General features: G+C 40.3%; 11 protein-coding genes. 6 read left to right on the top strand and 5 right to left on the bottom strand.

Going from position 1 to position 15,561, the window contains the following annotated elements:
• Positions 1–2: 2 nt before the first annotated feature.
• Complete coding sequence (locus tag VNQ80_RS07850; RefSeq protein ID WP_325637197.1) at positions 3–209, bottom strand: hypothetical protein; 207 nt, start codon at positions 207–209, stop codon at positions 3–5.
• Between the two features lie 132 nt (positions 210–341).
• Between VNQ80_RS07850 and VNQ80_RS07845 the strand changes: the two genes are divergently transcribed.
• Positions 342–779 (top strand): hypothetical protein, encoded by a 438-nt coding sequence (locus VNQ80_RS07845; RefSeq protein WP_325637195.1) that lies wholly within the window; start codon positions 342–344, stop codon positions 777–779.
• Here VNQ80_RS07845 and VNQ80_RS07840 read toward each other — a convergent pair.
• Together VNQ80_RS07840 and VNQ80_RS07835 are read right to left on the bottom strand one after the other, a co-directional pair.
• Entirely contained in the window at positions 730–3,867 is a 3,138-nt protein-coding gene (locus tag VNQ80_RS07840; RefSeq protein WP_325637193.1) for a DUF3427 domain-containing protein, read from the bottom strand. The two genes, VNQ80_RS07845 and VNQ80_RS07840, sit on opposite strands and share 50 nt — an antisense overlap.
• The gene (locus VNQ80_RS07835) at positions 3,858–4,250 is read right to left on the bottom strand and encodes a (deoxy)nucleoside triphosphate pyrophosphohydrolase (RefSeq protein ID WP_325637191.1); all 393 of its coding nucleotides are present in this window, start codon (positions 4,248–4,250) and stop codon (positions 3,858–3,860) included. Before VNQ80_RS07835 ends, VNQ80_RS07840 begins: the two co-directional genes overlap by 10 nt.
• 53 nt (positions 4,251–4,303) lie before the next feature.
• On the opposite strand from VNQ80_RS07835, the gene VNQ80_RS07830 reads away from it, so the two are divergent.
• The 5 genes from VNQ80_RS07830 to VNQ80_RS07810 all read left to right on the top strand — a co-directional run bounded on the left by VNQ80_RS07830 (position 4,304) and on the right by VNQ80_RS07810 (position 12,812).
• The gene (locus tag VNQ80_RS07830; protein ID WP_325637189.1) at positions 4,304–5,263 is read left to right on the top strand and encodes an HNH endonuclease; all 960 of its coding nucleotides are present in this window, start codon (positions 4,304–4,306) and stop codon (positions 5,261–5,263) included.
• Positions 5,264–5,557: 294 nt separating this feature from the next.
• A complete protein-coding gene (locus tag VNQ80_RS07825; RefSeq protein ID WP_325637187.1) occupies positions 5,558–6,850 on the top strand; it encodes a hypothetical protein in 1,293 nt (430 codons plus the stop codon).
• Between the two features lie 174 nt (positions 6,851–7,024).
• The gene (locus VNQ80_RS07820; protein WP_325637185.1) at positions 7,025–8,467 is read left to right on the top strand and encodes a hypothetical protein; all 1,443 of its coding nucleotides are present in this window, start codon (positions 7,025–7,027) and stop codon (positions 8,465–8,467) included.
• Positions 8,468–8,530: 63 nt separating this feature from the next.
• A complete protein-coding gene (locus tag VNQ80_RS07815; RefSeq protein WP_325637183.1) occupies positions 8,531–10,984 on the top strand; it encodes a sensor histidine kinase in 2,454 nt (817 codons plus the stop codon).
• On the top strand, positions 10,977–12,812 hold the full coding sequence (locus VNQ80_RS07810; protein WP_325637181.1) for a hypothetical protein: 1,836 nt from the start codon (positions 10,977–10,979) through the stop codon (positions 12,810–12,812). The genes VNQ80_RS07815 and VNQ80_RS07810 overlap by 8 nt, the downstream gene beginning before the upstream one ends.
• Before the next feature lie 542 nt (positions 12,813–13,354).
• Here VNQ80_RS07810 and VNQ80_RS07805 read toward each other — a convergent pair.
• On the bottom strand, positions 13,355–14,758 hold the full coding sequence (locus VNQ80_RS07805; protein WP_325637179.1) for a GmrSD restriction endonuclease domain-containing protein: 1,404 nt from the start codon (positions 14,756–14,758) through the stop codon (positions 13,355–13,357).
• Between the two features lie 145 nt (positions 14,759–14,903).
• Positions 14,904–15,413: an ATP-binding protein gene (locus tag VNQ80_RS07800; protein WP_325637177.1), complete on the bottom strand. Its 510-nt coding sequence runs from the start codon at positions 15,411–15,413 to the stop codon at positions 14,904–14,906.
• Between the last annotated feature and the right edge of the window lie 148 nt (positions 15,414–15,561).

Raw genomic sequence — 15,561 nt, 5'->3', positions numbered from 1 at the left:
TGCTACAGCTGTTTGATACGCTCGATGGAGCCGTCCTCATTTTTACGCACTACCCAACCATCTTGTACAGTAACCACATAACCCATCGTGTCCATGGCAGCTTTCGCTGCCTTTTTTCCAGCTGCCTGTGCTTTTGACACTACCATCCGTTTTGTCATGTAAGAATAACCGTCCGCTGTCGTATACTTATCTTTTGTAGATGTGCTCATATTAACAAATATAAGAATTTATTCTTTGAAAGACAATGCGCATCCACTTTCGTAAATCCGGGTTTTACGTTTTTTGATTCCACGGGTTTACTAAATAGATCCATTACCTTTGTCCTCAAAATACAACCGATTATGCGCACACTTCAATCCGAACCCATTGTCAAATCCATTGATGAATACGCTCCGGGGCAAACATTCGAGCAGTTCGTTGTTAGCAAGTTTAGACCGTATTTGGGCAACTCTATCCGCGAACTCTGCGCGAAGTTTTCGGTAAGGGGGAGGGGAGAAAAGCCCGGCATTTACCGAATGCTTACCAAGTCAATTCTGGGTATACCCTTGAACAAGAAAATCGAAGAATTCGAGAAAGGCGATGTGCATATCCGAGTGGTTTACACGGCCCGTCCGAAATACCCTCGGGCACCCAAGCGCTATTTTCTATTGCATATCGATGAGTGGCAAACCGAACTTTACCTTGGCAAGGTCGAGTTTTGGACGCCTGCTGTGAGTGACGGTAACCTTTTTACCCCACCGCCATCTTCGCAGAAGCATTCCATAGGTAGCTCGGAATAGGCTCGCGGAGTTCCCAGGTGATAGACATCGGCTTTTCCCCTTCGTGCTTCACAAACCGAGCATCACCCAAGAAAACATAGCCAGGTGTATTTCCATATTCGTCGCGTTTGGTTTCCCGCACGAAGAGCAAGATATTCTTATTCAACGCCTCCTGGTTGATGTACGACAATCCTTTACCCGAGTCGGCACGTGTTTTATTTTGCGATTGCCAGTGGAAGAGCACATCGTTAATTGCGTAGTCGTCATACAACGTCGTTGGCGAATAATCCTCTTCCGATTTTTGCAGATCGATAAACAGCAGTTCTGTATTTAGCGCCTTATTTTCCGCTACCCCTTCCCGGTTCGTCGACTTCTTATCCAACGTACTCAGTCCAAAGGCAGCCAATATCTGATCACGCGTATATCGCGCATGCAACATCAGCGGTTGTTTGTAATCCAGCGTGGTAATGGCCATTTCTATGAAGTCAAGTCCATCCAAGCGGTATTGCAAATAAGCGATCAGTTCTTCTACCAACAGCTTGTTCTCACCGATTGCCGCAATACTTTCCAGCAACCCTGCGCTCGTATGTTCCGAGTAAAAATCATAGTACAGCATCAACAGCATCTTCCGCTCGCTTTCAGAAAACTCACGGCCATGCATAGCAAACCCACGCTCCGCCAGTTCCAATACAAACGAAAAATAAGCATGCGATGCCGTGCCAGACCATTTATTTTTGATCATCGCGAGGTATAGCTTACCGTTGTGATCGTCCCACGCCGATGTCACCCCCGCCTCATCGCAAAGGCGAGACCATAGGTCCCGCGCGTAGATCGCACGAACATCCATACTATACATGTAGAGAAAGTTTGCCAAGGTAAGTGGCAATTCTGTATGATGGCGAAACGACTGTATCTTAGCCAACAGATTACGCCTTGAGAGATTCGTGGCCTGCTTGATGTTCGCCAAAATCGTTTCCTTGGCTACTTTCTCCAATACGATGGCGCAGCCCAGCGGCAAGTGTGGAAAGTCATCTTGAATTTCCTTCTGCACCGTGGTGTTCGTCTTGCCAATCAATGCCCGAAACTTCGATTCAAAATCATATTCTGGTCGTGCATTGCCCACAAAGTCAAGTACCGTCAACACATCTTTTCCCTCACACAGGCGAAGGCCACGCCCCAACTGCTGCAAAAACACTGTTAGGCTCTCCGTAGGGCGGAGAAACAACACCGTGTCAACCTCCGGTATATCTACACCCTCGTTAAAAATATCGACGATAAACAGGTAGTTAATCTCTTTCGTACGTAGCTTTCGTTGGATATCGCCGCGCACCTCGCGCGAAGAATCGCTGGTCAGATAGGCAGCTTTCAAGCCAGCCTCGTTAAACGAATCACACATAAATACCGCATGGTCCTTGCTCACACAAAAGCCCAATGCAATCACGTCATGCATATCCCTCGTGTATTGCTCCAAGCTAGCGATAATCGCTCCCAAGCGCGCCCGATTCTTGATATATAACGTAGTTAGCTCCTGCGTGGCATAGCGACCCTTTTCCCAGCGCACGTTAGTCAAATTTACCTGGTCTGCTATTGCAAAGTAGTGAAACGGCGTAAGCAATTTGTTATTCAATGCTTCCGGCAGCCGGATTTCCGCAGCAATGTGGTTACAAAAGTTAGGAAGTATCGATTGCCCATCCATCCGTTCAGGGGTAGCGGTCAGTCCGAGCAATATTTTAGGCTTAAAGAAATAAATCACGCGCTGGTAGCTCGACGCCTCGACGTGGTGTACTTCATCAAACACGATATAATCATAATAAGTGGGCGCAATATCTTCGTGTGGTAGCCGACTGTTCAACGTTTGTACGGAAGCAAATACGTGCCGCCTATCTGTCGGCTCCTCGCCATCAACCCACAGCTCCCCAAAATTTTGATCACGGAGAATGTTGCGAAACGTATTCCGTGCATGCACCAAAATTTCCTTTCGATGCACGATAAATAAGAACGTTGCATTCGGAAGTACCTGCCGATACCGTTTAAAATCAAACGCCGAGATGATTGTTTTGCCGGTTCCCGTAGCAGCCACCACCAAGTTCCGAAACCGCCCATGGCGCGAGCGCTCTACATCCAGTTTTTCCAGTACCTCCTGTTGGTAATGATAAGGCTTGATGTCAAAAAAGCTAATCACATCACTTCCATCTTTGGCGCCGGTATTTTGTTTTAATGCACGTGCTAACCGCTCATACGACCGCTCGGGATCATACCTTTCAAACTCGGCATTTTGCCAGTACGTCTCAAACGTTTTTTGAAACTTATCAATCACGTGGGGAATCTCCCGCGTCGTTATTTTCACATTCCATTCCAACCCATCAGTCAGCGCTGAGCGTGATAAGTTAGACGACCCAATATACCCTGTATGAAAACCCGTATTCCGAAAAAACAGATATGCTTTGGCGTGTAAGCGTTCATTTGCGGTATTGTACGATACTTTTACCGTTGTATTCGGCAGTCCGGCCAATTCTCTAATCGCCTTCGCATCGGTAGCCCCCATGTAGGTGGTGGTCAGTATCCGCAACTGCCCGCCCCGCGCGGTAAAGTCTCGAAACGCCTCGCGTAGAATCACCACCGCTTTCCATTTGATGAACGATACCAAGAGGTCAACACGATCGGCCGAAGCAATTTCCTTTTTCAGCTCGCTATCCAAGGATAGCCCTACATTACCTCCGGTAAACAGCTCACTATGTGTGAGACGGGTGTAGGGCATAATTTCCTTCAATCGTAAGTCTAGGTTGGGGTAGTGGCTATTCAGCCGATCAAATACCGCTTTCAACACCTGGCCCGAGGCATCAATCAAATCCTGTTCATGCTCATATTTGTCTATCTCTGCTTTGAGGAGTAACACAATCTGATTAGCGATTTCAATTTGCTTGGCTACGTCCGCTTTAATCATGGTCAGCGCGCGTTGTATTGCCCATGAAAGATGTTGAGCAAACAATCGTGCGGACTCTTCCTTATCTATCTCGGTTTCGCTGATGTAATATTTTTGCTCATCCAATGCCGCTAAGCGGTTGCGTAGCATGGAGGTTATGAGCTGTTCGTATATCCCTAGTTCCATAAGGCATCGGCTTTCAGTTGTTCAACAATGGGCATATCCGCGGGCGCCCAGTCGTATTGATCCAAGTCATCCATAGTAACCCACTTGGCATCTGCATGTTCTTCGAGCAGTAACTTGCCGCCTACCGCATGCGCTACAAAAGGCACTAGTCTGATCCGGAAAGTAGGGTAGTCATGCTCCACGGGTTCAAGCCGTTTTACTACCTCGATGTCCAAATGCAGTTCTTCCTTTATCTCGCGTACAATGGTTGTAGCATCGTCTTCGTTCGGCTCCACTTTTCCACCCGGAAACTCCCACTTCAACGGTAAGTTCATGGAGCTACTACGCTGGCAAATCAATATTTTGCGTTCATGGATGATGATTGCACAGGTCACGATGAGCATGGAAAGTGTTTTGTTTGGCTAAAGGTACAATCTTTCCGTTATCTTTACAATCTGTGGCTGACGCATTAAAGACATATCTTTACGCCCTCACCCACCTCAAACGAGGAGGCACCCGATATGGAATCGCTCCGCATAAACCCGTATTGGTGCTTACGCTGATGGAGTTGGTAGAGAAAGGTATTGTTTTAGACAACCGCTTCGAGGCCGATGCCGATCTGGTGGGACTGTTTTTGGAAAATTGGCAATTGCTCGTTGCTACACCGCATCAAGCAGATTTCACCCAACCTTTTTATTATCTACAAAGCGACAAGGTTGGCGGTGAACCTTTTTGGCACCTGCAGGCCAAGCCCGGTTGTACCATCAACGCCCACATCAAAAGCGTAAATACACTTGCTGACGTATTAGACTATGGCGAATTACGCGCAGCGCTCTTTGCACTTATCCAAGATTTAGTAAGTCGTACTATCCTGCAAACGGCTTTATTGGATACTTATTTTCCCGAGCGCAAGGCATACTTCTTTGCGGCTAAACACAGTGGTGAAGGTTACTTACACGATGTGGAGTCGTACATCCTCCAGGAACCAGAAGCCCATTACAAAACCATTCATATCGATACCGAAGAAGAAGTATTTGTACGCAATGGGCTGTTCAAACGCCACATCATCCAGCTCTACCAAAGCTCCTGTGCATTTACGGGCATGCGCTTAGTATCCAGGCACGGCCATAGCTTTGTAGATGCTTGCCATATTGTGCCGTTCAGTGTTAGCCATGATGATCGAATTGGTAATGGCATTGCACTATGCCCCAACATGCACCGAGCCTTTGACCGTGGGTTGCTTAGCGTGGATGAAGATTACCGGATTATCGTATCGCCACATTTTACGGAGGATGAAAGCCACGACTATAGTCTGCGCAGGCTTCAGGGAAGGCGCATCAATGGTCCAAAGTTAGCCCAATACCTTCCTCAATTTGACAAGTTGACTTGGCATCGAGAACATGTTTTCAAGCAATAGATTTCTTATTCGATCAAATAACATCTAAAGTACAATTCCCTTGTTAGCAGCTGCTTTCCCTAATATTTATTGACAAGTTTATCTCCACCAATCAAATAACCATCAAATAAAAATAGTACGTTCGTTAATCTAAATCGTTATCTCCGTTGACTAAGATTCGTTAATACAATAATGTTTATCAAATTAAAATACGCTGAATAACAGCAGCTTAAAGTCTATTTGTTTGACTCAATCAAATAACCATCAAATAAGAGTCAAGCCCAATATGGGACATATTTAGCGTATTTTCGTGATTTGTTAGTTTCGTCGTCCAATATTGACTTCTTCAAGCTTATTTCTAATCTTGAAATAGAGCGTGGTCGTGACTATTTAGCTAATGATTTCAATAACGACCCTACTTTAATGTCACTTAAGCATGGAAAAAAGCTAAAAGATTTGACGTTGGATGAGAAGGTACACCTTGCCGATATTGGGGAAAAAGCTGTTTATGATATGGCGATCCCTATGACGGATATCTACCAGGTAATAGGCGAGGAGAAAGCAAAAAAATTGCTGGCATACTTTACTTTATTACGTAAGGAGAATCCAGAATATCTATATTATACTGATCCCTGCAGCTATTTGAAGGCTCCTATTATCATAATGGATGGTCTAAGTATCGTCATGGTCTTTTCCAAACAGCTGATCAATGCCATCTATGAATTCCTGTACGAGGTATGTAACGAATCTACGGTGCCTGGAAAGAAAGTCTCCGAGCGTCGCGATCAATACCTTGAGGATAAAACAGCCGAGATATTTGGTGACTTTTTCGGTTCTAAAGCTTGCTTTTTCAGTTCATATTATTTGAATGGCAATGAAAAGGATTTAATCATTTTGTATGGACGGAATGCCTTTGTCGTAGAATGTAAAGCACATAAGTACCGCACCCCACTCCGCAATCAAGACAAGGCCTATGATCGCATACGTGATGATTTTAAAAAATCAATTGGGAAAGGCTACCAACAGGCAAAGGAGGTCGAAGACTATTTTCTTGACGAAAAAAGCTTTGATCTTTTTGATGAGCGGAAAAAGAAATTAATAACGATAAATCCATTGGACTATGACGACGTTTTTACTATTGTTGTAACGCAGGAACGTTTCGGACAGATACAATGCGACCTCAGTTATCTGCTCGATATTGCTGATGATTGTAATTTTCCTTGGTCAGTTGGTGTACATGATTTGGAAACCTTCCTGATTACTTTAAAAAGAAAGAAAAAATATATAGAGGAATTTACGGAATTCTTATTAGCAAGAGAAAAGCTACAGGCTCGCGTCATGTGTTATGATGAATTGGAACTTTGTGCCTATTTCCTTTTTGACAAGCAACAATTTCTAAAGAATTGTGATCAAAATAAAATGTTCTTTTCCAGCCCAGATGCCAACAGGTGCTTCGACCTTCTTTATGAAGTTGGATTTGGTTTTAAAGATGAAGTCAATTTAGCGGAAAAACTGAAACGCCGTCATTTTGAGGCCGCTTCGTTCATTAAATTCCATCAGTTGAAACCTGCTGAACGGGTAACAGAATTCTTGAGGAATGGCAACTAAAATTATGATACCATGTTCTACCAGATCGGTTTCAAGCATAAATACTTAAAAGCTTATTTAGGTATCGGCCACCTATTACTAGAAAATAATTCCAAATAACCAAAAAATGCTTAAAACATCCTTATCTTTGCTAAGATGGGGGCTTTATATATCACAAGAAGCAATCAAAAACCAATGATTAACAAGATAACTGGTCAGACAAATATATATAAGTATTCTCGTGTTATCAAACGAGACATTACATCTTTTGCGTCAATTGATAAACAAATCAAGGAGCATCTGGAAGCAATCGAAGAAAGAGATAGTAACGTGTGGAGCAATCCCTCTTACAATAAGAACGAGTTTGTTCATAGTATATTCCAGTATCCGGCCATGATGGTTCCTGAGGTTCAGCGACAAATCATCGACGTAATTTTTAGATATACGGGTAGTCAGCAGATTAATGCTATGTTGGACCCTTTCATGGGTTCTGCTACTTCGTTGGTTTCAAGTATGCATTATGGCATAGATTGTTATGGGCAAGATATTAACCCACTTGCAATTTTAATAGCTAAAGTCCGCACCTCGTTAATCAATGTCAACTTCAAAAAGCTAAGAACTAACGTCAAACATTTATTTTCTCTGATTGAGCAAGATAAGGATGAAGCTATCGAATGTGAGTATTACAATATCGACAAGTGGTTTAAGAACACTACTCAACTGGAGCTTTCACGAATAGTACGGGCTATCAGACAAGAAGAAGATATCTTAATCCGCCAATTCTATTGGGCGAATTTAGCAGAAGTAATTCGAGTTTGTTCTAACGACAGGACATCTACCTACAAGTTACATGCAAGACCAATTCATGACATTCAAACTCGTGTAATGTCAGCAGTTAGCGAGTTTAGAAAGCAATTAGAAATAAGTATAGATGGGTACGCGGAATTCAAGGAATTCCTGCGAAAAAAAGGGCGTATCAATGGTCATGGATACCTAGGTAATATCTACATCAAGCAGGGCGATTCTAAAAAGGATATTACTTTTGAAGGGCAACCACAACAATTCGCTAATTTACTTGTGTCTTCTCCTCCTTATGGGGATAATCATACGACCGTTACTTATGGCCAATATTCTTTCTTGCAATTACAATGGATCGATTTAGAGGATATTTATAGTGGTTGTAGCGACGCGTTTCTAAAGTCTACAGCTGAAATCGACCGTATCTCAATAGGAGGTAAGAGGAAATTACAAGATTTCTCTAATCGACTGGGGCATCTACTCAATCTGTCTGCCTCTTTTCGACAAGACTATTTAGTTTTTAGAAAACAAGACCCTGTAAAAAAAGAAAAGATTGTTTCTTTCTTATATGACTTGGACATGGTGTTGACTAATGCGGTAAATTCACTCGCAGCAAATTCTTATATGGTGTGGACTATGGGTAATAGAAGCGTTGGCCAGCAGACCGTGAATAATGTTCAATATTTAAAGGAAATGCTTGAATCAAAAGGCTGTATATTTGTTCATTCCCTCGCTCGAACCATCCACAATAAACGAATGGCAAAAAACAATGGCTTGTCACCTTTAATGAATACTGAGGAGATTTTGATTTTTAGAAAGCCGCAAATAGATCGAATTTAAATTATTTTCCCTTTTGTTCAATTTGAACCGAATTGCTTTTAGTGTTAGTAACTAATAGACGGAATGAATTATCAGTTCGACATAACCCCACATATTGTTAAGCAACTTGGAGAGCAATTAGTCTCCGATGAAATTACCGCATTACTTGAGCTTATCAAAAACTCTTATGATGCGGACGCAACTTATGTCTCTATTGAAATAAATACCTCCGACGAATACCTTCAACAACCACTCTTTTATTCCAACCACCAAGGATTTATTGTTGTAGAAGACGACGGGTTTGGAATGGATGAGAATACCATCATCAACTCCTGGCTTATTATTTCATATTCTGAAAAGCGACAGCTCAAAGAAGAAAAGAAGACCACCCCGAAAGGCAGAACACCCCTGGGAGATAAAGGTTTAGGAAGACTAAGTACGCAACGATTAGCGGATATTTGTGAAATTTTTAGCAATAAGAAAGATAGTGAGGGTGTTCATATAGGCTTTAATTGGAAAGATTTCGAAACTGCTGTATCTTTAGGCAAGGTTCACATACAAAGTGGGACCTACAAACCTAAACGAAAACATGGGACTACCTTGGTTCTAGCAAACTTAAACCATGCAGAAGTTTGGAAGGGACAGAATTTAGAAAAATTCAAAGGGCAGGTTTCGCAAATCATATCTCCTTATAAAGAGAACCGACCATTTGAGGTTTTTATAAAAATAAACGGGACAACAATCGATCTTGACAAATCCAACGACGAATTAAGAGATTTGGCAGTTTCCAGATTTGAATTTGAGTTTGATGGTTCCGTTCTTTTTCTTGAAGGGAAAACTAAATTAGCCAAATTTATAGGTATTAAACCAGAAGAGTTTAAAGAATATCTCGAACCGGATAATGGTAGGAAGTTCTTCTCTTTTCTAGAAGAAAAATACCCCAACATAAGACGATCCAAGGACAACTTTTTTATCGAATTTCAGAGAACATTTGATTTTCAAAAGGACATTGGGCATTTAGAAATTTACGATGGAGAACGTGCAAATCCTGGCCCATTTAATGGAAAGATAGATGAATTTAATTTTAAATCTGGCTTTCATGACGAAGATATCAAAGAGATTTTTGGCGAATTTTCAGCTTATAAAGATTTTGCCCAAAATCAGACTGGAATCAAGCTTTTTAGAAACGGTTTTGCTGTAAAACCATTCGGTATTGATGGCGATGACTGGTTACGATTGCGGGAATCTCAAACTTCGGGTGGTTCCTATTATCCATTGAGGCCGGCTAATGTTATTGGTTACTTTGCTATTGATGAGGGTCTGAATCAAAATTTGAAAGATAAAACCGACCGAGAAGGTTTGATATCAAATCCATACTCCAGGAATTTTTTCACGTTATCACTTTTTATTAGAGATGAGATAAACCGCTATCAAGAAAATATCCGAAGGGCATACAATGACTTCCTCAAAACATATAAGACAGAAAAGAGTGGTATAAAAACCGTAAGTCAGGCATTTACCCAACTAAAAGAAACTCAAGCCAAAACGGAGGAAGTCAAACAGGATTTTGGCGAGGCCGTTTTCACCGTTGATAAGGCAATTAAAGATTCTGAAAAAATAGTTACCGCGGTTAAAAGCAATCCTATGTTCTCAACCGACTTAGAGAAGAAAACCGCGGACCAGGTTGAAAATATACTTAATGAACTAAAAGATATTCAAAACACCTTGCAAAAGCTGGAGAAAGTTATTGTCAGGGCAGAGAGGTTGAATGAAGTTATTGATATACTTGAGCCAAAAATACAGATTTTAGAAGAGCAGCTTGCAGATTTTTCGGAATTGGCAAGCCTTGGATTAACAGCTGAAGCGGTTAGCCACGAATTTGCCTCGATTGCGGACAGGCTATCAGAAAGGGCCAGTTTCTATTCCAATAGACTACAAAACAAAAAGTTGGCCGAATCAGACATTTATGTATTAATAGAGTACATCAATACGACCGTTAATGGACTTAAAGTTCAACTAAGGCATTTAGATCCTGCCTTGAAATACAATAGGGAGAAAAAGTCAAACTTTAAGCTATCGAGTTTCTTCAAAGAGGAAAAAGAGTATTATCGTAATCGATTCGAAAAACAGGGTGTTGAATTCGTCATAGATTGTGTAGATGATTTTTCCATAAAAATTAATCGTGGTAAGTTTACCCAAGTAATCGATAATCTTATTGCTAATTCCGAATATTGGTTGCAAGTTCGCCAACAAAAGGAAAGCAGTTTTAGCCCTAAAATTTTTGTAAAAATTGAAACCCCATGGGTCTATCTTTATGATAACGGGTATGGAATAGCTCCTGCCGTAGAACGTCAGATTTTCGAGCCTTTTGTCACTACAAAATCTAAAGGAGAAGGACGAGGTTTAGGTCTATTTATCGTTAGCCAACTACTCGACTCTTCGGGGTGTTCAATAGTTTTGGAGCTAGTTCAAAACAAGGATAAAAGGAAGTTTATATTTGCTATCAACCTCTCAAATATTATGGTAAGTAATGGATGAAAAAATTACAATAAATAGTAATGGGGAGACTATAGATATTTACCCCCGACAAGTTGACATATCCACTTTACGAGAAAAGGCAATCAATTCCGTTCACCAAATGTTGGATATCGAAAACATCGCTTATATTGTTTACATCGATGATAAATTCGATGATGAAGCTCTTAAAGAGGAGTATATTGGTCATCTACTTGCCATTAAAAATAACGGTGACAAAATTCTCTCTGAGAATTTCCAATCAATCGAATGGTCACATCCGGAGCCTAAGTTTAGAAATGAAATAATACGATTGTGGGATCAAGTTCCAAACAAAAGAGCCTTGTTATTTGAAGTTTGTCTCTTTTTACGAGATCCAGAAAGCGCCAATGTGATTCCTGTATTGGAGATAGAAGAATGTTTTGGCGATAGAATTAAGTTAATGACTCCAACCCAGTGGGTTCAGGATCAATATACAATTATAAAAGCATTGAAAAATAACAAAAGGGCACTTTGCCTTTTTGATTTTGAGTTTCAAAATAGTGATGAAATACTGGGAAATCGGAATGGTGCCCAGTTGGCAAAGGAATTGATAGAGATTGAAGATTTATCAAATAAAGTTGTTTGTGGTATATTTTCCCATAAGTTCGGTGCCGAAGATGAAGATGACAAGAGAAACGAATATTCGGTAACTTATCAGATTAACAAAGAAAAGTTTTATACCATATCAAAATCCAGGTTTTCGTTTGATCCTAAAATTGCTGCATTTTCCGAAGGAATAAAAAACTTGTTGCTACTTCCGTATGTCGAAGAGTTAAAAGCGCAGTCTACAAAAACATTCAAAGAATCAAATGAAAAGGCAACGCTAAGAATTAAAGAAATATCCCCTAAGACGTTCAATCATATTATACAAAAATCGTCTCTAAAAGAAGGTATTTGGGAAGTCAGTACGTTGTTTAGGCTGTATGGAATTTTATCTAAAGAAGAGAATCTAAGATACATTTCAGACGTAACAAAGCGAGCAACATTTAATACTGCGGTTAAAAAAATAAGGGATATCGACAAAATCGAAACAGGTTATAATAATAAGGAAAGCAATAATCAAACAAATAGCCTTAGAGAAAGTGAAACCTATATAACAGGAAATTTTGTTAACAATCTGCACTTACCTATTTCCAATGGGGATATTTTCAAAATAAAAGATAAAGAATACATACTACTGGTTCAACCGTGTAATCTTGCTTTACGAGCTAACGATGATAATTGCGGAAAAAGATCATACGACTATAATAATGCCTTGTTGGTTCCTTTAAAAGAAGGGGCCAAGAAGAAACTGGCTTCTCCTGCAATCGAAAAAGTTGTTAAGCCGGGTTTAATTGACAAGGTCAAATATGCGGACTTTTCTGGATTTAAAAATGTGCCTTTAGACCTATTGGATTTGGCTGTTTTCCAAACTTCGGGCGATGCAATATTGGACATGAAAGTGGAAAAAATAGCGAATGAGCTTATACATTTCCCCTGGCTTGAAAGATATTCATATATCTATAAAGAGTTTGCTAAGTATGAAAAAGCGCTGAATCACTTTAAGAATATTAGAGATAAAGTCGGAGCAAACGATCAGGATATCCGAGCATTAAAACCGTTCATTTATGCCCCAGAATGTTTAAAAAGTTTCAAAATTAATGGAGAAGATATTTACGATTTTGATAATAGGGTGTTTAAGTTTAAGATTAAAAGGGTAGCCCATTATAAATCGCCGTTGTCTGACGACTTATTACAGAGATTCATGCAGTATCTTTCGAGAAATGCTTTTGAACATGATTTCTCCCAACCTTCAATTTCCAGGCCGTAGCAGTAATCACTCAATCCAAAGCTATAAGAGAGGATTGGTAGGTGCATTAAGGGGGCAGCGCCAATATTTTATTCATCGTTGACATAAAATGCCATCAAATAATCCTCTGTGTGAAGTTCTCTATGACGATACGAGTTTATAATCAATCGCTTTATGCACAAGTTTATTTGTCTTCGTTAGAAAGCGGATATTGAGCCTTAGTTCTTCAAATCTTATCTGTTGAGCCCTGAGTTCATTCATAAGGGGCTCGGCAAGCCCAAATAACTCTATAGAAAATTGACCTTTGGCTGATCCATTCTTTGACTGAATTAATATTTGTAGTTCGCTATCTGTCCACTCGTAATGGTCGGGATTATCAAAATATGGATGGACAATATTTATCTCATCACCATCATTATATTTATATGACGGTTTACTCTTATTATCCACTAATTGAGCACCCACAAACATTTCATTCGGATTCCAATATCAATTCTTCTTACCCTTTACGAATAATTATTCTGAGATTACTGTAATAGTTATACTCGGTGACACAGCTGATGTTAAACGGTTTTTAGTTTCCGTTCAAGGATTTCTTCATAGTATTTTCTTGCGAGCTTTTCTGCTCTATGTCCAATATTTTCAATTTCCCAGGAGTCATGATCCTGGATGAATTTTTTGACAGAGGAATATGATGAGCTTTTATAAATATTCTTCTTTTCGGCATAGCTTAAATTACCCGCCTTACAATTAAGTTTTTTTTCCAATAGAATTAGGTTTCCAATATTAAAAGTGATTTCCCCCTGCGTTTCGGAAACGATATGTTCAATACTACCAATATCTGAAAAAACATCCTCATCCTCACTTAGCATACTTAATTTTTGAACAGCATACTTTGTTTTAACATTACTTGGTTTGTCTTTCTTAGTGAAGGTCAGGGAAGTGAAACCGCGAGAGAATTGTTCAAAATCAGGAAATAGTTTATCCAAAGGTTTAATGAGCAATTCATCGATTTTGGCATGAGATTCTGATTTGCTCTTACATTTCCTTAAATTAATGGCAAATTTGGCATAGATAGTTTCAAACCTGCTTGCTCTTCCAGATATAATCGCATTATAGGCAAAATGAAAGTTTTCTAAATATTGGACCGTTTCTTTAAACTTCTTTGAAGAGACAAATCCTTTCTCTTTTATCTTAAATAACGCAAGCAAAGCAATTCTAACTTGTACAATATTAAAATAGTTCATCAACACATTCAGACTTTGAACAAGCCAGAAGTATTCCTTTCTATTATCATAGTCTTCTCTTCTTGGGTTAAGGATTTCAATGTAATTCCTAGCGTTTTCTTGAATTTCCAATAGAAATTCTTTATATCTATCTCTTTTCTTTGGGTTTATTTCTTTTAAAAAATCATCATATAACTTCGTGCCTGAGGATTTTTTATAAGTTGAAATCCAAAAATGCCTATAGAACGTCGCTAGACCAACTGTTTCACTTCTAGAAATAAGTATTTCTTTAATTTTCTCCCATTTTACTTCTGCAAAGTCAGCAGAGCCTTTTTCATCAACGATCTCAAAGATTTTATTTTTTATCAAATCAACGTGAGACAATTTTTTCCCTTTGGCATTTAAGATTTCAAATATCATATTGGCATTACTCTTGTCGGGAGTCGAAATTGAAATAAAAATTGTACCTAAAATTTGATCTCTTATCGCCTTGAGTATTTCTACATAACTAAGTTGATCTACATCATCACCACCCAACTTTTTCTTTAAATAGGACCTCAGACTTTGTTCTTCTAATCGGTTGTATAAATATTCGAAAGAATCTTTAATGCATTCTTCTTCCTCGGTAGAGACTTCCTGGACATCTTTCTTTTCCCGATCTTGTATATAAAATGAAAAGTATGGATAATGAGTTTTACTTTCTAGAATTCTAACCTCTTCTCCATCATCATTTTGAGTCATGATGTATCTAAACACCTGCTCACTTAATGTCTCTGTCTATTCCGATTAATTTGACCCACCGTTCTTATAATTTGACCCACCCCCTGAAGACATCAAAGAACGGTTTCTATTATCAATAATAGCACTAATATCCGGATAGTGCCAACTATAATTTTTTTCCCCTGAGTGAATCGCCTTTCAGCTCGACTCGGTGTGCATTTGCTGTCAATCTGTCAAGGAATGCATCGGCCACGGCTGGGTCGTTCAGGTAATCGTGGTAGCTTCCCACGGGCATCTGGCTGGCCACGATGATTGACTTACGCTCATAGCGGTCTTCCATGATCTGCAGCAGGGCGAGCTTGACTTCGGTCGGCATTACCTGCAGGCCGAAGTCGTCCAGTATGATCAGCGGTATGCGTTCCATTTTGGCCAGCAGATTAAGGTAGGTGCCTTCCAGTTTGGCCATGGTGATTTTCTCGATGAGTTTGTTCATGTTCATGTAAAGGGTTTTATAACCCTGTGAACAGGCCTGGTAACCCAAAGCGCAGGCCAGGTGTGATTTCCCGGCCCCGGCCGGGCCGCTGATCAGCACGGGTTGGGCCTGGCGGATGTAGGTTCCCTCCAGCAGTGCGGCCAGCTGCTGTTTGCTGAGGTTGCGTTCCTGCGAGCAGATCACGCTTTCGGTATCCGCCCTACCAAGTACATCTTTTATGCTTAACTAATCGGCTGTAGTTTTACGCCCACAAATAATATGATTATGAAAGAGCGTAGAGATTACATGTTTACCGTTGTGCGCCAATGGCGCGAGAGCGGTTTGACACGGA

Origin of the sequence: Parapedobacter sp. (assembly GCF_035556095.1) — a bacterium.
Taxonomy (GTDB): Bacteria; Bacteroidota; Bacteroidia; order Sphingobacteriales; family Sphingobacteriaceae; genus Parapedobacter.
The sequence above is the reverse complement of the archived record's forward strand: the minus strand, read 5'-3'. Positions and strand labels throughout refer to the sequence as shown.